Source organism: Cytobacillus solani, from assembly GCF_006704205.1.
GTDB lineage: Bacteria > Bacillota > Bacilli > Bacillales > Cytobacillaceae > Cytobacillus > Cytobacillus solani.
The window spans coordinates 3,230,090-3,248,414 of record NZ_CP041305.1 but is presented as its reverse complement, the minus strand read 5'-3'; the positions used below and the strand labels follow the sequence as shown (position 1 = coordinate 3,248,414).

17 protein-coding genes are annotated in these 18,325 nt (G+C 35.8%); 3 read left to right on the top strand and 14 right to left on the bottom strand.

Annotated features, from left to right (window positions below; all coding sequences use genetic code 11):
• Positions 1–6: 6 nt before the first annotated feature.
• The 12 genes from FI644_RS16215 to FI644_RS16160 all read right to left on the bottom strand — a co-directional run bounded on the left by FI644_RS16215 (position 7) and on the right by FI644_RS16160 (position 12,482).
• The gene (locus tag FI644_RS16215) at positions 7–579 is read right to left on the bottom strand and encodes a Maf family protein (RefSeq protein ID WP_053477170.1); all 573 of its coding nucleotides are present in this window, start codon (positions 577–579) and stop codon (positions 7–9) included.
• A gap of 293 nt (positions 580–872) precedes the next feature.
• Positions 873–1,970 carry an SPOR domain-containing protein gene (locus FI644_RS16210; RefSeq protein WP_053477171.1) on the bottom strand — a complete coding sequence of 366 codons (1,098 nt, stop codon included), beginning with the start codon at positions 1,968–1,970 and terminating at the stop codon, positions 873–875.
• Between the two features lie 139 nt (positions 1,971–2,109).
• Positions 2,110–3,138: a LysM peptidoglycan-binding domain-containing protein gene (locus FI644_RS16205; protein WP_053477172.1), complete on the bottom strand. Its 1,029-nt coding sequence runs from the start codon at positions 3,136–3,138 to the stop codon at positions 2,110–2,112.
• Positions 3,138–3,788, bottom strand: a complete 651-nt coding sequence (locus FI644_RS16200) for a PilN domain-containing protein (protein ID WP_053477173.1) — start codon at positions 3,786–3,788, stop codon at positions 3,138–3,140. Before FI644_RS16200 ends, FI644_RS16205 begins: the two co-directional genes overlap by 1 nt.
• A gap of 2 nt (positions 3,789–3,790) precedes the next feature.
• A complete protein-coding gene (gene pilM / locus FI644_RS16195; protein WP_053477174.1) occupies positions 3,791–4,780 on the bottom strand; it encodes a type IV pilus biogenesis protein PilM in 990 nt (329 codons plus the stop codon).
• A 14-nt stretch (positions 4,781–4,794) separates the two neighbouring features.
• Complete coding sequence (locus FI644_RS16190) at positions 4,795–5,556, bottom strand: prepilin peptidase (RefSeq protein WP_053477175.1); 762 nt, start codon at positions 5,554–5,556, stop codon at positions 4,795–4,797.
• Between the two features lie 63 nt (positions 5,557–5,619).
• Positions 5,620–6,087: a type II secretion system protein gene (locus FI644_RS16185; protein ID WP_053477176.1), complete on the bottom strand. Its 468-nt coding sequence runs from the start codon at positions 6,085–6,087 to the stop codon at positions 5,620–5,622.
• Between the two features lie 130 nt (positions 6,088–6,217).
• Positions 6,218–7,423 (bottom strand): type II secretion system F family protein, encoded by a 1,206-nt coding sequence (locus tag FI644_RS16180; protein WP_053477177.1) that lies wholly within the window; start codon positions 7,421–7,423, stop codon positions 6,218–6,220.
• A gap of 1 nt (position 7,424) precedes the next feature.
• A complete protein-coding gene (locus tag FI644_RS16175) occupies positions 7,425–8,465 on the bottom strand; it encodes a type IV pilus twitching motility protein PilT (RefSeq protein WP_053477178.1) in 1,041 nt (346 codons plus the stop codon).
• 11 nt (positions 8,466–8,476) lie between these two features.
• Positions 8,477–10,138, bottom strand: coding sequence for a GspE/PulE family protein (locus FI644_RS16170; RefSeq protein ID WP_142109051.1), 1,662 nt, complete (start codon positions 10,136–10,138; stop codon positions 8,477–8,479).
• 26 nt (positions 10,139–10,164) lie between these two features.
• Complete coding sequence (locus FI644_RS16165; protein WP_053477179.1) at positions 10,165–11,505, bottom strand: G5 domain-containing protein; 1,341 nt, start codon at positions 11,503–11,505, stop codon at positions 10,165–10,167.
• A gap of 5 nt (positions 11,506–11,510) precedes the next feature.
• Complete coding sequence (locus FI644_RS16160) at positions 11,511–12,482, bottom strand: hypothetical protein (protein ID WP_142108605.1); 972 nt, start codon at positions 12,480–12,482, stop codon at positions 11,511–11,513.
• A gap of 273 nt (positions 12,483–12,755) precedes the next feature.
• Here FI644_RS16160 and FI644_RS16155 point away from each other — a divergent pair, with 273 nt between their 5' ends.
• The 3 genes from FI644_RS16155 to FI644_RS16145 are packed head-to-tail and all read left to right on the top strand — an operon-like array spanning position 12,756 to position 14,901.
• The gene (locus FI644_RS16155) at positions 12,756–13,184 is read left to right on the top strand and encodes a type IV pilus modification PilV family protein (protein WP_053477181.1); all 429 of its coding nucleotides are present in this window, start codon (positions 12,756–12,758) and stop codon (positions 13,182–13,184) included.
• A 10-nt stretch (positions 13,185–13,194) separates the two neighbouring features.
• Positions 13,195–13,629 carry a prepilin-type N-terminal cleavage/methylation domain-containing protein gene (locus FI644_RS16150; RefSeq protein WP_053477182.1) on the top strand — a complete coding sequence of 145 codons (435 nt, stop codon included), beginning with the start codon at positions 13,195–13,197 and terminating at the stop codon, positions 13,627–13,629.
• A 3-nt stretch (positions 13,630–13,632) separates the two neighbouring features.
• Complete coding sequence (locus FI644_RS16145; protein WP_053477183.1) at positions 13,633–14,901, top strand: type II secretion system protein; 1,269 nt, start codon at positions 13,633–13,635, stop codon at positions 14,899–14,901.
• 294 nt (positions 14,902–15,195) lie between these two features.
• Here FI644_RS16145 and FI644_RS16140 read toward each other — a convergent pair whose 3' ends face one another.
• Positions 15,196–16,911: a sensor domain-containing diguanylate cyclase gene (locus FI644_RS16140; RefSeq protein ID WP_082620694.1), complete on the bottom strand. Its 1,716-nt coding sequence runs from the start codon at positions 16,909–16,911 to the stop codon at positions 15,196–15,198.
• 99 nt (positions 16,912–17,010) lie between these two features.
• Positions 17,011–18,318, bottom strand: coding sequence for a bifunctional folylpolyglutamate synthase/dihydrofolate synthase (locus tag FI644_RS16135; protein WP_053477184.1), 1,308 nt, complete (start codon positions 18,316–18,318; stop codon positions 17,011–17,013).
• Between the last annotated feature and the right edge of the window lie 7 nt (positions 18,319–18,325).

Sequence of the window (18,325 nt, the reverse complement as noted above, 5' to 3'; positions counted from 1 at the left end):
AAAAAATCAGATAGGAATCTCAAACTCTAAATTCCTTAATTCTCGAACAGTTCTTGAAACAGGCAGACCAACAACAGAAAAATAATCTCCTGTTATTTCTTTGACGAGTACACTGCCTTGGCCTTGAATGCCATATGCGCCTGCTTTGTCAAACGGTTCACCGGTGTTAATGTAAGCATTGATTTCATCATCTGTAAGCTCCCAAAACACCACATCCGTTTTCACGTAAAAATTATTATCCTTTCCAGGAGCGATAATTGATACCCCTGTATAAACTGCATGTGTTCTTCCGGCTAAAGCTCTCAGCATTGAGAATGCTTCTGCTTTATCTTGCGGCTTGCCTAATATCGTCCCATCTAAAACTACAACGGTATCGGCTCCAATTACATATGAGCCTGGGTATTTCTTGCTCACCGCTTTTGCTTTTCTACTGCTAAGCTCCATGACAATCTCTCCCGGTGCTAGTTCGGGATTAAAGCTTTCATCAACATCACTGCTGGAAACTTCAAATGTTAAATGAAGGTTTTCAAGAAGTTCTTTTCGTCGTGGAGAAGAAGAGGCTAAAATGAGGTTTTGCATTTCATCACCTTACCTTAATTTTTGTATCGATTTGGGAGATACATCATCATCGTACCAAAATTCAGCAGGACAAACAATTTTTAAACCGACAAATAGCGAAAAAGTTCTTACATACTGCCAGAATATGCCTGCAATCATCGAATACTCATTTGGTTAACGTTCCCCTTACCCTAATATGTTAGCCAATCGAAAAGAAGCCTGTCGAAAATCATCGAACAGACTTCAATAACATGTGTTATTTCCCAGAAAATATTCGAAAAATGAAAGGATTTGTCATTTATAGAAAAAATGATCTATAGAGATTGATAAACAGCAAGAAAACCAAGCAAATGCTGTTGAAGCTTTGTTTGGATAGATGGTTCTGGTTTTTGTTTATACGCGCTAAGCTGCTCAATTGCTTGATCAAGCTCTGCTTTTATTGCAATAACCCCTTCATGTTTAAGCTTATCTTCAGTAATATCCTTCAGGATCGAACCTTGTTTTTCAATATCTTCAATTGTTGATGCAGAAATCGTTTGACTTACAGCAGCTTCTGAAGCACCAGCAGCTAATGATTGATAAATTACTCCAGCTGCCTCCATTACCTTTTTCTCTTCTTTTTGAAGGTCTTTAATCGTTTTGCCCTCAAGAGTAATTGGTTTTGCAAATACTTCTATTCCTTTGGTTTTTAACTGTGCACCGATTTCCTTCGCATGTTCGATACTGTCTGCTGCACTTACATATAAAATAGCTTGTCCGTTCATTTCTACTACTTGTGCAGGAGCTCCCAATTGAATGGCCCCTTCCTTCATTTGATCTGCTGCCTCTTTATTCGAGAACACACCGCCTTGTACAATAAATGTAGATAATGGGTCAAGAGCGATTGACCCTGTCTCTCTAGCAGATGTATCCTCCGTTTTTTCTGGGGTTGGTTCGGCAATCACTGGCTGATCAACAGGAATTTCATTTTCAGTAATCACTAGCTTTAACAAAAGCAAGCCAAAACTTGTCCCTAAGAGAATAGCAAAAAACACCGTCAAAAACACAGAAGAAAGCAAACCATTGCGATTATTCTTCTTGAAATTTTTACTAATCGCCCCGATGCCTTTTTGATTTTGCTTTTTTGGCTGTTTGGCAATTTTGTATTCCTGCACATCCATATCTACATCCGATGATTCATCCGGCAAAATCCAGTCAAAATTTTCTTCATCCGCTGCTTCTTTTGAGGCAGCCGCTTCAATCGCAGAGGAATAGTCATACTTGTTGTTTTGAATAGTCTCTTCTATCAATCTCTCACTTTTATCTTCCATTTTCAATCTTTCATTCTCTTTTCTCGCCGTTTCAAGGAACGTATGGTTTTTGCCATTTATTTTAATTGTAATGGTTTTTCCCTTCTCTCGTCTGTCCACCATTTCCTCCTCCTCTCTTTCCTATCAATTGCTAATTTTGTTCCATCCTATCATAATGGCAAAAAAAAATAACAAGACTTTTGTCGTCTTGTTACTTGGGATTTTCGTCAAATTTTTTACTAGTGAGATTAAGGATATTGGGTTATTCATTTTTGGCAAGAGGAATGATTAAAACTTGGCCAGTGATAATTTTATTATCCTTTAAATGATTCGCTTCTCTAATAATCTCTATCCCATTGTTTGAATTATAATATTTTATTGCTAGTTTATAAATTGTGTCTCCAGGCTTTACAACATGATTAGTTGTATTTTCGCGATCATTTACAATATCGTTTTCACCATTTGAATCTGTTATTTCTACTTCTCCATTTTCAATTTCAACATTTGAATTGTTCGATGAGTTTATTGATTTCGATTGATTGTTTTGCACTTTTTCATTTGTATATTCTCCAAAGCTGCTAAAAGGATTTTTCTTATTTGCTGGCTTTGGTGTCTCAATCTTTGGCAGTTGATCAATTAAATCTGATAATGTTGGCATATAAAAAGCGGAAAGTGTCACCTGATAGGTTATAGGTGTATTCTCTTGACTTTCTTCGATAATTTCCTCGTTTGCAGTAAAATCAATAGCTTCTACTACAACTATCCGATTTAAGTTTTCTAGTATCTGCAAAAAGGATTCGAAGTCAAAATAACTTGGTGATTCTATTGTTAGATTCACAGTAGTCTTTTCAACGCCTTCCGGAAGTGGAGTTGAACTTTCCTCTTCTGCTGTCCCATCCGTTTCAGCTTCCTCAGAATTCTCAGCGTCCACGTTTTTATTGTCATCCAATTCAATTACTCCGCCATCTTGGAAGGTCATATTGGCTACAAAGCTTCCTGAAACAACTTCAGCTTTTTCTATATCCAGCAACAACTGCTGTGCCATTGGTTTAACAGGAACCTGCTCTTGCAGGTGGATTGTGCTTTCAACAGGATGTTTTTCCGTATTTTCCCCTTTATTTTTGAGAGTTGCTAAAAGCTGTTCCTGTGATTGTAATTCCATTTCCTTCAGCTTGATTTTTTCCATTTTAGGATAAAGTAAGAAAAAGTATATACCTACAAAAAAAGCAGTTAATAAAAAAATCGATAAGATAATCAACAAAATATTATTTTTTTGCAAGGGTCTATTCATTATTCATCTCCTCCTAATTCATTGGAGGAATGATTATTTGCTTCGTTCTTCATTACATCTCTGTCCAAGCTAATTTCAAATTGACTTAAATATCGCGGGAGGTATGTTTCATTTTTCAATTTACTTTTATCGATTTCATCTTCAGACTCACCAAACTTTTTATCATAGAAACTAGTAATTGCATCCACTGAAAGGAGTTTTGAATCCTCTACCCAATTAGATTCCTGTAAGGAATTTAAATAGTATGCGGCTTCTCGGCTTGATTCAAATTGAATACCTACTTGAATGATCCCAGTCTCTACATAATTAAAAGTTTGAATAAATCCTCGTTCTGGTAAAAGTGCAGTCAATTTTTGCAGCACCGGAACCGTTTTGGCCGGATATTCCTCCGCCCATTTTACAGTATTTTCTAGCTTTGTATAAGAGGTAGAAGACTCATCGGACTTACTCTTTTCCTGTTCATATGCTACTAACTCTTCATTTGCAGCAATTTGCTGATCTAATGTATTTAATTTGATGTTATTGGAACGATTGACCCAGTATGCAAAAAATCCGCCAATAAGGAGGAGGATGACGGAAATAATAACAAGCAGTAAAAGGGATTTATTTTTCTCCTCTTTTTGAGGCAATAAGTTAATTTCTACTAACATGTTTACACCCCTTTTAATGCGAGCCCCAGTGCTAGGTAATGTGTTGGAGGCAGTTTTTGTTCCAAAGGTACAAGTTCATCATAAGCAAAAGTTTCTAATGGAACTTCAAAACGATTTTCCAAGTCCATTTTTATCTTTGCTAGCAATGGATAATCCCCATTTAATAAAATCCTTGAAACTTGTTTTTGTCCTTTGTGTAAGGAATAACGGTAAAAATCCATCAGACGGCTAATTTCTTTGTAGATATCATCAAATTGATAAACCAAATCGTCCGGTTCACCATTATAAGTCATTTCATATGTTCCGCTCCGATTCAGCTGTTTTTCCCATTTTGAATCATTAAATTCAATTGGCATATGATGCATAAAAATTGGAAATTGATTTTCAAATATAGAAATATTGACGTTGTTTAAATCAAATTGAACAACAAGTAAATCTTCATTCTTCTTTGCTTGGTTTAGATGATAGAAAAGACGATAGATCGAAAGCGGTGAAATTTCAGCTTCGATTGGCTTTAATTTGTTGTCTGATAGTAGATTAGAATATTCTTTAACACTTTCCTCTTGAGCAGCAAAAATTAGTATTTCCTTTTTCTCTTTGTCCTCAGATAAAACAACTGCATCGAAAACAGGCTCATCAAATGGAAGATGGATGCTCGTACCTAGCTCTAAATATAGATGGCCTTTGATTTCGTCATCCTTCACATCAGCAGGGATGGTGACTTTTCGAATGATAACAAATGATTCAGGGATTAAAAAACGGACTTGTCGATTCCGAAGCTTCCAATCATTTATACACTCTTCTAAAATCGTGGAAAGAGTTTCATAATCATTAATTTTCCCATTGTTAATAATCCCAGCCGGTAGGTAGCGTTCTCCCCATTTAGAAGGAATCGGGGGATTTGCTTGCTTTAGCTCTAAAAAACGAATGGAATGATCGTTAATGATGATATTTATAACACGTTTTTTGGGAGAAAAGAAGTTAGGAGACATAGTAAAACCCCTCATTAAAATCCTGATGATAAATATTGCAGATACGCTTCAATTATCGCATCGTAATAGTAATAAGCTGTTAAAGTACCTGCAGCAATAAATGGGCCAAAAGGAATTGGCTTTCCTCTTTTTACTTTCTTCAATAATAACCCTACAATTCCAAAAAGGGCACCATATAAAGTAGCAAGAAAAAAAGTTAGCAACATCGCCTTTGTACCGATAATAAAACCAATAAGAGCAAATAGTTTAATATCCCCTCCACCCATGCCACCTTTACTAATGATGGCTATGACAAGCAGCAGGGTAAAACCAATTGCTGCACCTAAAAGGGAATCCCACCACGGGGAGAGAGGAATCAGCAGTCTCTCTATTAAAAAAATCCCTGCAAACACTGCTAAAATTTTATCAGGGATCAACATATAAGTAATATCAGTAACAAAAATAATAATCAATAATGAAATGAGCGTCCATGCCACAACTAGCTCTGCAGTCCAGCCTATCACGAGCGGTGCTGAAACAAATAGTAGCCCTGTTATCAGTTCCATCATTGGATAAATAGGAGAAATGCGCGCCTTGCATTGGCGGCATTTTCCCCTTTGAATCATATAGGATAGCACAGGGATGAGCTCAATTACTGTTAACTGATGATTGCAGTTTGGACAGGATGAGCGTGGTTTGACGATTGATTTTTTGACAGGGACTCGAAGGCCGACTACGTTGTAGAAGGAGCCGAGTGCCAGACCATAAATTAGGATTAATATTAATAAGATATTCAAGTCTAACACTCCCAAATATATAAGTTACTCAATTAAGTAAATCCAATTCAATCTTATATTCTATTATGAACTTGGGTTAGAATCAGGATCTGGTGTAGTCCCTGGGCTATCATATGTTAACTTATTAATATCGGAAATTCCACCGTTAAATGTAGGGGCATCTACCTTCTTTGCAGGATGTTTAGATATTGCTGATATGGTTGCTTTTCCATTAGTAATAGTTACGGTATAAGATTCAAGACCATCAGGTGTTACGTTCTCTAGATAATCAGCTAATTTATGAGTGTCAACAGAATCTGTTGATTTTATTGTATCTGTTTTAACGCCACTAGAAGCAATGTACAAATTAGTGGCATTTAAAACTTGAATTGCATCCGCCTTTGCTGCATCATATTTTGATTTAGCAATAATATTCCCAATACTTGGCACCGCAATTGCCGCAATAATCCCCAAAATAACAATAACTGCAAGTAATTCTACTAATGTTAATCCACGCTGATCTTTTAAACGTTTCTTCAGATTCTTTAACATACTTTCCTCTCCCTTTTACTAGTTATATTTTACTATTTCAATTTTACTGTATCATATTTCTATGAAGAATATCACATTATCCCCAGTAAAATTATTACTTTTTTTTGGCATTTTTCATTTACTAAATCTACTATCCTACTTGATTGAAAATTTCAAACATCGGTACCATGATCGCCAAGACAATTACACCAACCACGCCAGCTAATACAACAATCATTAATGGTTCTATTAGAGATTTTATCCGATCTGTGCTCGTGTCTACTTCTCTTTCATAGAAATCAGCTACTTTTCCAAGCATGGCATCTAAGGAGCCTGTTTCTTCTCCAATCGCTATCATTTGTGTAACAAGTGGAGGAAATGCCCAGTGCTTTCTCATTGGATCTGTTAAGGACTCTCCTCTTTCCAATGAATCCCGTGACGCACGGATTACTCGGGAAATGACTTCGTTTCCGACGACATTTTCAACTATGGACATCGCTTGAAGGATGGGGACAGAACTTGTAAACAACGAACTTAATGTTCTCGTCATCCGAGCCAATACTGCTTTTTGCATCATTTTCCCGAATATTGGAATTCGCAGGACGAAATAATCGAGATAATATTTTGTCTTTTTATTCTGTTGAATAAAAATTATCCCTCCAATTAAGCCGCCAACCAAGAGTATGACCAGCCACCAAAAGCGCTGCATAAATTCGCTGGCATTTAAGACAAATTGAGTAATAGCTGGGAGCTCTCCGCCGAAATCAGCAAACATGTCCACAAATGTCGGAACAACCGATACAAGAAGAAAAATAACAACGGCTATTGCGATTATCCCGACTACTATCGGATAGGCAAGTGCCGATTTAATTTTCGACCTTGTCGTATGCTGCTTTTCGTAGTGAATGGCTAAACGTTCAAGTGTTTCATCCATACTTCCTCCCGCTTCACCGGCACGTACCATATTAACAAACATCGAAGAAAATATTTTTCTATGCTTGGCTGCAGAATCTGATAACGGCTTCCCTTCACGTAATTCTAGCTCAATATCGAGAAGTGCTTTCTTTAAGCCTTTACTTTCCGTTTGTGCTGCAAGAATATTGGTTGAATCAACAACAGAAACACCTGCTTTAAGAAGTGTAGAAAACTGTCGCAAGTAAATGACCATATGCTCAAGCTTCACTGGAGAACCGATAGAAATTTCCTTTGTCAAAATAGACTCTTGAACTTCAACCATTTCCAATACTTTAATCCCGTTTTTCCCAAGCTTTTGCATGGCATCTCTCTTCGAAGAAGCTGTTATTACCCCTTGTAGCTTTCCTTTCCTGTCCCGTCCAGTATATTTAAATCTTGCCATTTTAACTCAGCATCTCCTGTATGAATGGTTCTGCTGCTTCTTTTGAAATAACTCCTAATTGAACAAGTTCTTTGATGCTTGTTTCAAGCGTATGCATGCCAGATGCCCTTGAAGTCTGCATAATATTAACAATCTGATAGATTTTTTCATTGCGAATCAAATTAGCAACAGCCGAGTTGTTAATCAAAATCTCAGTTGCAGCTCTCCGCCCTTTTTTATCAATCGTTGGAAATAAGCGCTGCGAAATAACGGATACAAGTACAGAAGCCAATTGAATTCTAACCTGTGCCTGCTGAGACGGCGGAAAAACATCAATAATTCGGTTGATTGTTGCTGGCGCACTTGACGTATGCAAGGTTCCAAAAACTAAATGCCCCGTTTCGGCTGCAGTGATCGCCGTCTGGATCGTCTCTAAATCTCTCATTTCCCCAACAAGTATGACATCAGGATCTTGTCTTAAGGATGCTCTAAGTCCATTGGCAAAATTATTCGTATCAAAACCAACTTCTCGCTGATCGATAATTGAATTTCCATGTTTATGAAGATACTCAATTGGATCTTCCAGCGTAATAATATGCTTTCTCATATGATGGTTCATATATTGAATCATAGATGCCAAGGTTGTTGATTTTCCGCTCCCGGTTGGGCCTGTTACCAACACAAGCCCTTGTGGTTTTTCAGCAATTCGCTTTAATACATTCGGCAATTCCAATTCCTCTATTGTCGGTATTCTTGTCGGAACGATTCTAATTGCCAGGGCAATACATGACCGCTGGAAATACGTATTCACGCGAAATCTGGATACTTTCGGAATCCCATAGGAAAAATCTAATTCACCTTTTTCTTTAAATTGCTCCCACATATGATCAGGAATGATCGCTCTTGCCATTCCTTCCGTATCTTCCGGCTTCAGCGATTCCTTCCCATATTTCTTCAAATCCCCATTTATCCTCATAATCGGCGGTACCCCCACCGTTAAATGAATATCTGATGCTTTCAGCTCAAAGGCTGCATGAAGCAAATGGTCAATCATTTCTTTCATCATTTGCACCTCTATTCAGGTATTGCCACTCTTAATACTTCTTCAGTAGTTGTTAATCCTTGTTTTACCTTTAATAAACCATCATCAATAAGAAAAATCATTTTATTTTTGATGGCTAACTCTCGAAGTTTCGTAAAGGATTCTCCATTCATAATTACTTGTTTCATTTCATCATTAATGACAAGTACCTCATGGATGGCAATCCGACCTTTATAACCAGTCATACTGCAGGAAGAACACCCTCTGCCACGATTGATTTTATCAATTCTCATTCCACGTTTTGCAAATATTTCAACCTCACGCTTTGAAGGAACCTGTTCTTCAGCACAGTCTCTGCACACTCTCCGTATTAACCGCTGTGCGACAATCCCACTTAACGAGGAAGCAACTAGGAATGGTTCTACTCCCATATCAACGAGTCTTGTCACTGTACTTAATGAGTCGTTTGTATGAATTGTACTCAACACTAAATGCCCAGTCAGTGATGCGCGGATGGCTACTTCCACCGTTTCTTTATCGCGAATTTCCCCGACCATAATAATATTGGGGTCTTGGCGGAGAATGGAGCGAAGCCCTGTTGCAAATGTCATCCCGACGTTAGGATTTACTTGGATTTGATTAACCCCTTCTACTTGGTATTCGACTGGATCTTCAACAGTAATAATATTTACTTCTTCACTATTAAGCTTATTTAAAGCAGCATACAAGGTAGAAGATTTCCCTGACCCTGTTGGACCAGTAATGAGGACAATCCCTGTTGGTTTTTCGATCATTTTCATAAATCGATTTAAATTCAATTTATTAAATCCTAGTTTGTTTATATCATTTAAGGAGCTTCCTAAATCTAGTATCCGCATAACTATTTTTTCACCGAAAACAGTCGGTAAAGAAGATACACGGAGATCAATGGGGTGGAAATCTAGATTAACCTTAATTCTGCCATCCTGTGGGATCCGGTGCTCTGTTATGTCAAGATTGGACATAATTTTTATTCTAGCAATAAGCAAACTTTGCATATGCTTTGGCAATACCCTTTCCGTTCTAAGAATCCCATCAATACGATAGCGAATGACGACTTTAGTTTCCTGCGGATCAATATGCACATCACTTGCTTTCAATACTACAGCATTAGATAGAAGCTGATTGACTAGACGAACAATCGGAGAGTCCTGATCGTTGATTTTTTCTTCCTGAGTAGATCTTGTTTCAGGAAGGGTTCCCATTAATTCTTCAAAGCCCTCATCAATATCGTAATACTTATTGATTGCCCTTAAAATATCATCCTTTGTGGCAATCGCTGTCTCAATTTGAAATCCTGTCGAAAGACGTAAATCATCAATAGCAAAAAAGTCCATCGGGTCAGCCATTGCAACAAAAAGCTTGTCCCCTTCTTTTTTTAATGGAATTAATTGATTTCTTTTTGCTATTTCCTTTGGTACCAGATTGAAAAGTTTAGTATCGAACGGATAGCGATATAAGCTAATATGAGGGATACCGAGCTGAAACTCTAATACCTCAATTAATTGCTGCTCTGTAATATAGCCTCTTTGTAACAATGCATCTCCAAGTTTTTGTCCCTGGCTTTTTTCTTTTAATGTTGTTTGCAATTGATTTTCGGTCAACAGGCCGGATTCAACAAGTAAATCCCCAAGCCGTTTTCGGGTTTGCTGCATGCTATCACCACGCTTTTCGACGATCATTATTTAAATGTCTCATTAGGCTTTCCCCAAAGATCATTATCATCATTAGAATTTATTTCTTGTGTTCCTTGATGAGCAGATTCCTCCTCATTATTTGTTTGATTTAAATCCGCATCATCATTCGTTGCTTGACTTGTCTGGTTTTCTAATTCACCATTTGTATCACTGTTATCGGTACTGGAAGTATTCTCATCTTTTATTAATCCGCGAACCTCAACCTGATGGACTGGCGGATAGAAATCTTCAGATACCTTCTCTTCCTTTAACCTTTCGCCCTTTTCATCATATGTCTCGCGATATATCCGTACGAAACGCCCCTCTTTCCCTTTGGTTTTGACACTCTTTTCAATTGGGCTTAGTTGTGGATTAAATTGAACAATCGTTTTTGGCTTAAAGGTTTTCTCATCCTTCTCAAAGATTTTATACTGATTTAAAAAACTAGGACCTATTAACGAAATAACTAAATTTGAGTTCGTCTTTTCAAAATAGACTTTATAGGGTCCAGCATTCTCATTCATAAAAATGAAATCCATATCCATTTCAGGATTCACCTTAGCTTCATATCCCAGTTTTGCATATGCTGGCAGGTTTTCACTGATATGTCTTTCAATAACTAAGAAGTTTGTTGGCAATATCAGTTCATAAATACTTGAAGCTAAGATATTCATCGTTTCAATTGAGGCATCGCCTAATCCTAATTCATCCATTTGAGAAAGAAGGGAAAATTGAGAAGATGGTTCAATATCAAAATCTTTCAGTTGCTCCATAAATTTCTCATCAAAATCAATCGTATTCAAGTCCAATGTTACCTGATTAATTACTTGTTTATTTTGAGAGGCTGTATCCAAGAGAAAATCTTCTATTTTAAAATTAAATTGCTCTATTTGTAATGAACTAGCTATATTTAAAATTTCACTATTAATTTTTTCAATATTATATTCATCAGCTGTAATGGTTGGTGAAAGTTCTTCTAATAATACCCCTACTTCATCGGTAGTAACCATTAGCTTATTTTTTTTCCCTTGCTGAGCATTATTGACAGTTTTCTCAATATCAAAGCTGATATCGTGAACGTTAAACTCAATCATCTTTTCTTTAAAATGAAGAAAAATAGTGGTCCCATTTAGCCACTTCGTTAATTGTTCATCAACCATTCTCATCGCTTCAGACTTTGTTTTCCCTGAGACATCTACCGTTCCAATAAACGTACCATTATCAAATGAATTGCTTTTATTCATTATGGCATCGTAAGCTGAGACACCAAAATGGGAGAAACTGAAAATATAGGCGGTAGAGAAGATCATAACAAGAAACAATCTAACTGTCTGCTTATTTCCCATATGAACTACCCTCCCTGATTGCTGTTATTTATTTTAAATATCTTAATTGGTTCAATTACATCTTCCCAAATAACCGGTTCATCATCTTCTATAGAATCTGCTGTCTCCAGTCTTGGTTCTATTTTTTCGAGCTTTAACACTTGGATTTCGTCATTATCAAGTGATGTTATATTACTAGTTTCATTATTAATTTCTTTTGTTGCTGCAACTTCCTCGAGCTGATAATTTAATAGATTAAGTTCAATATTTTCAGTTTGTCCACTGCTATCGGTTTCTGCTATCATTCTTTCAATCTCCGACATATACCCTAAATCTTCTTCCTTCACTTGAGTTTGATGGGTATACCCATTAAAACTTTCTTTAAATAGCTCCTCTCTATTAAATAAGAAGGAGATATCCTCTTCAAAGTCTTCGCCACTATCTTCAATTAACTTTACTTCTTCTGGTAAATTATCTTTTTCGAATGATAATTGCTTTTGAAAAACTTCTTTTTTTAGAGATTCTATTTTTACTTCAGGTGTAATTTCATCTATTAATACATCTTCTCGATAATCATCTGTTCTCATTTCAGAAGGAGAAGCTATTATTTTAACAAGGTTCGATGTTTTCCTGCTAGAAGCCTTTGATCCATTTTGTGAATCAAACAATTCATTGTCAAAAAAAACTCTCTCACGCTCTATTACATCTTGAGTCATAACATCTTCTAATTGAAGATCCTTTTTCTTTGAAAGTGGTGGATATATAACCTTTTTCAGTCTTGAATCAATCACAATCGAAGACAAAAAAACTAGAACCAACAGAACTAAACTAGTCTGCCACAATGGAAAGGATAATTGAGCTAGTAGCCCTAAATTTGCCAGAAAAAAGGAAATGATAATAACGAGTATTTTTCCTTTCGATGAAAGACCGAGCGGCAAAAAATAAATAATAGGGACTAGAATAACTAAAGATATTACTGCTAGTAATAAATTCTCCATTTTTTCCTCCCTAAAAGATGTACAATCTTATATTTGATTAAACATATAAAGAGTATATAATTTTAAATTATTGATACACATACAAATTGTGGCAATTTTCCAAAAAAATATAACTTTTATCCTATTTTTCACAAATTTAGTATACTAGTTATTGTATAATAGAGTTAGCAAGTTGGGAAGAGGAAGAAAAATGAAGGATTAATCAAAACTTATTATCTTCAAAGAATTTCTATTTTCTCTTTAATAAAATAGAGGATAAAGGAGAAATATATAATGCTTCTACGTAATCAAAAAGGAATGACACTAATAGAAATTCTTTTATCTATAGTAATTCTTACGATTATCCTTGTAACAGCAATGAAGTTTTTCCCCCAGATGGGAATGTTGAACAACCAGAATGGGACCAAACAGCAAGCAGTGAATGATGTAAAAGAATTATTAATTGATTGGCAAAAAAAAGGGGATAATTTAAAAACATTCCTTGCAGATCCATCGAGTGGTGCCTTATCTGGTTATTACCATAATGATGCTAATTACTATTATTTTAAAAATAAAAAAGGAAAATTAGATGTTGAAATTAAAATTAAAAAGACTCCTGACTTAAATACTACCCCTTCAAAAGCATATTTAGTTCATATTAAACTTAAAAACGATCGAGAAACAACAATCAGTGAAACTTATGGATATATTATTGTTAACTAGGAGGTTAGCAATGTTAAATCAAAATCAACGCGGAATTACTTTAGTTGAATTATTAGCAGCAATAGCCATTCTTTCAATTATCGGAGTAATTATTTGGGGTGTTTTTTTTCAAGGAACAAAATATTCTAATATAGCTGTAACCAAAAATCAAATGCAGCAAGAGGCAAATATTATCATTTCCAAATTAACAAAAATTCATCAAACCGCAGAAATCTATTCCATTCATTCAAATGGTGGAATCATAATTGTTGACTATGAAGATAAAAAGGGGTCGACACATAAAATTACTTTTGACGATAGCCATTTAGATTTTTTTACACAATCTATTAATAATGTAATACCAAATAAAAATGATACTCCATTAACTATCACTGTTAACGAAAAAAATTCAAATAATACTATTTCTATAGATACCGTTCTATACCGCTTGAAAGGTGGGGGATAATCCATGCGGGTTTCTAATGAAAAGGGATATGCACTAGTTGCTGTTCTATTAACAATGACTATATTTATGATTCTTGCTTTTTCATTTATGGGACAAGCAGCAAATAATGTAAAGCAGAATAAAGTTATTGAAACCAAATCACAGTCTGTTGCGCTTGCCGAAATGGGTGTTACGTATTTTCAACTAGCAGTTCAAAATGTTTTTAAATCTAATCACCAATCAATTATCGCCCAAGTAAAAGAGGCACGCAACAGAGATATAAAGGATGGAATATTTAAACCAGATGATGAATATATACAGTATGCAATAGTCTTAATGATAGAACAATTTAAATCTAAATTAAAGCAAACATCAATTTCTATTGATGGGAAACCAAACGCAAAATTTAATATTCAATATAGTGAAAATGATATCCATTCAAATGGAAAGGATATCAGGATTACTTTTAATAGTGTAGGTACTGAGAACGACAAAAGTACCACAATAGGCACAACAATGACGATTGACTTTAGTAATTTAATGTCATCAGATGGCAAAGGTGAAGAAAATAATGGAGACCAAGAATTAAAATTACCCTCCGGGAATGAAATTGCTGATCCAGGAAATTTAAAAATCTGCAGTAATAGTCAGACTGACTTTACAAATACAGTGTGTCAAATAAATGGAAGTAAAACCTTTTATCAAAATGATAAATTAGAGTTTGACCAATCAATTTTTAAAGTTACTGGGGCATTACACTTTCAGAATATGAATAACAAGGATATGAATAATTCAACACTATATATACTAGGAAGTATGACAACTGGAAATATGAATAGCCTAAATAAGTCAAAAATACATGTAAATGGAGCAGCAAATTTCGGCCATTTTAATGGAAATGGACTAACTGATTCAATAATAGAAATCGGAGGAAATGCCAGCTTTGATAATATGAAACTTTTAAGATCTACCATTTATGTAGATAAATATAAAGCAAATTTCGGGCAAATAAATGGAATGAATGATTCCAAGATTTTTGTTAATTCAGATGCTGTAATAAAAGGATTAGATATAGGATCTAATTCTATTATCTGTATCAATGGATACTTAAAAATTGAAAATAATTTTAATAATAACTCTAATAGTAAAGTTTATGCTAAGAACAGTAACAACAATAATGTAATTAAAGGTGATGAAGCATTTAAAGATGGTGGTGCATGCTCCAGAAATACTGGCCCATCCATTTCTTGGGGTGATCCTTCAATAACTGCAGATTATAATTATAAATATTAATAATGTATCAACTACCACTTATTTAATGGGACTTACAAAATACATTAACCTTAGACGTGCTATAGTGACTAACGGTAACATTCAAGAAAATTTGTAGTCCGTAAAGAAGTGTAATATTAATAATTCTAATCTGTATTTACTCACATGTTTTGATATATAAACTAATACTTTTTAACGAACCTCATTTAATTTAACATTACAATGAGCTTTTAATTCCATGCTGAAAACTTTTTTAAACCCTGGGCATAGCCTAGGGTTTTCTACCATAAAAAAGACCCCTGCTCACTGGGATCTTCATCTCACATACTCCGCCACCCGATTCCGTCCAGCTCTCTTCGCGCCAACATATAAAGCTCGATCAGCGTGACGGATGAGAGAAAGGGAATCTTCTGCATCATGTGGGGCAGCTGCAACACCAATTGAGGCTGTGATATTTACACCAAGCGGGTTCCCATCCCACTCCATATGCTGTGTCAGTGTGAAGGTATGTAAGGCAATCGTTTGCCTGATGGTTTCTGCTGTTATAAGTGCATCTTCTTTTGTCACATCTGGAAGAAGGATAATAAATTCCTCTCCTCCATACCTAGCGACCGTTCCTCTATCACCTATTAATTGCCCTAATTTATCGGCAAGCTGGCAAAGAATTTCATTGCCGCTTTGATGACCGTATGTATCATTTATTGATTTAAAGTGATCGATGTCTAGAATAATCAGTGATAACTGTTCTCTTTCAAAGGTTTCAAGTCGATCAAATTCTCTGCTTAATAGATTATCAAAATAACGGTAATTATAAAGCTGTGTTAACGCACAGCGCTCGCTTTGTGCCTTTGTTTCCTCGTAATGTCTAGCATTCTCGATTGCTACTGCAAAATGTGAACAAAGGATATCGATAATCATTAGCTGGGACTTCTCATATGCTCTTTTTTGTGTCGAGGCAAGTACCAAAACCCCTGTTACTTGATTATTTCGAATCACTGGAACACTTAAGACACTCTCAATCGTATCAGGCAAATAGCCTTTGGAAAGATGGCTCCATTCTTCCTTCTTATGAAATAACATCGGCTTACGCTGATCCCAAACTAGTCCACTTATTCCTTCTTTCTTTGTAAGCGAGCCAGCATATGATGATATTACTTCACCTTTTTCTATATAACGAAGAATCTGTAATTCCTTTTCATCTACCACATCAAGGATGTATGCGCTATCGACGGTAAGCATCTCTGTTATCTTCTCAATAAATAAGTCGAGAACTTCATTTACGATTAATTTTTCTGCTAGCTGGTGTCCGATTTCAGTGGCCTTTTGTAAAAAACCATTAATTTTATCGCTTGAATAATAAAGATTCAAAATAATCGATAGACTAGAAAATGGTACACCAACGAACAAAACAGCAATAAGTCCGATTTCTATATAGAGCGTGTATAGGACAAAACCGATTGGAAAGGTTATCAATGTTGCAACCGTCTCCCAAACAAAGTCTTTTCCAAAAATATTTTTACGACCATTATAAACTAGTAGATTTATAATAATGATGATGAAATGATTCAAAAGGTAATTAGTAATAGGATAGATTACGATAAGCCAAAAAGAATCATGTAACTCACCTATATGGATTCCCGTTTTCCCACCAAGTGAGTAATAAAAAATACCACTCAATAGAGAAACAAGAAAGAACATGAGAGAGTTTAACGGAACTCGAAAAAATTCATTACTAGGAAGCTTAACGCGGATAAGTAAAACAATGAGTGCAACTTGGATGATTACTAATTCAACAAACAGACCAAATGATAAAAAGACCGCCCAGGAAACCCATTGGATTAAAAATACAGGAGATCTATTTATAATCATTGGTGTAGCTGCTACAAATGAAGCAAGCAATAAGAATAGCAATACATCTAATTCGAGACCAGAGATTTGAGGAGGATAATTTTGGTAAGTTACCCATAGACCTAACGGAAATACTAGTAACCAAATAATCCAAGTAATCCTTTTCTTAAGCAAACTCACCATTTATATCCCCCTTCCTCAAAACATTTATAGGTCATTTGTCATACAATATGACTATCTTACCAAATTTTCAAAATGATGTCACACGAATCCTTCTTCATTTTACCTGTTTACAGCTTCAGACAGATATGGCTTCGCCTCGGATAGGAAGTATAGAGATCCTGTAATAACGAGGACTTCATCGCTTCGAAGAGAATGGATTTCCTCATCTATTGCTGCTTTCCAATTCGTTGCGTAATGCTTATTTTCATTTTGACTTATGCTGAATAAAGATTCTGCACTTGCTGCTCTTGGAAAATCAAAGCTTACAAAGGTGATTTTATCTGCAGCCGCATCTAAATTTAGGATCATCTTATCCAATTTTTTATCAGAAAGAGCTGTAAAGATGATTCTGATTTTCTTTTCAGAATAGCGCTTATTCAATTCATTTACTAATGCTGTGATTCCTTCTTCATTATGAGCCCCATCAATAATAATCAATGGATCCATTGAAATCGTTTCAAACCGGCCAGGCCAGTATGCCTTTTTCAGACCTGAGTATATATGCTCGTCTTCAATTAAGAAAGAATAGTATTTATTTAATAGCTCCACGGCCATTAGCGCTAATGAGGCATTTTCTGTTTGGTGGCTGCCTGCCATAGAAATTTCTAAATGACTCCATTTACGAAAAGGTGTTACTTGCGAAAATATTTCCCCGATCGTTGTTGAGTGATGGCCTTCAATTGAAAACTGGCTGCCAAGAGAATACAAGGGTGCCTTCATTTCAAGTGCTTTATTTTCAATAACCTTCTTAGCCTCTTCTTGTTTTACTGCCGTAATGATGCTCGTTCCCGGTTTAATAATACCGGCTTTTTCAAAAGCAATTTCTGCATGGGTAGATCCGAGTATGCCTGTATGATCCAAACCGATATTTGTAATAATGGATAAAATCGGAAAGATAATATTAGTGGAATCGAACCTTCCGCCAAGTCCAACCTCAAATAGAACAATATCCACTGGCTGTACATGACCAAAATATTGCATCGCCATCGCTGTGATGATTTCAAATTCAGTCGGACCGCCGAGATCAGTCGCTTCCAGTTCCACGGAAAGCGGGTAAATATCATTTGCCAGCCGAACAATATCCTCATCTTGAATCGGAACACCATTCAATGCAATTCTTTCATTAAATTGCTCGAAATAGGGAGAGGTAAAAGTCCCTGCTGAACAGCCAGATTCCTGAAGAATATGGCGAAGATATGTTAATGTTGAACCCTTTCCATTTGTTCCACCGATATGGATTGATTTCATTCTTCTTTCAGGATGACCCAGCTTCTCCATCATCCATTCCATTCTTTTCAACCCAGGCTTCACTCCAAGTCTTAAGCGAGAGTGTATCCAAGTAACTGCTTCTTCATATGTATTAAACATGCTAGTC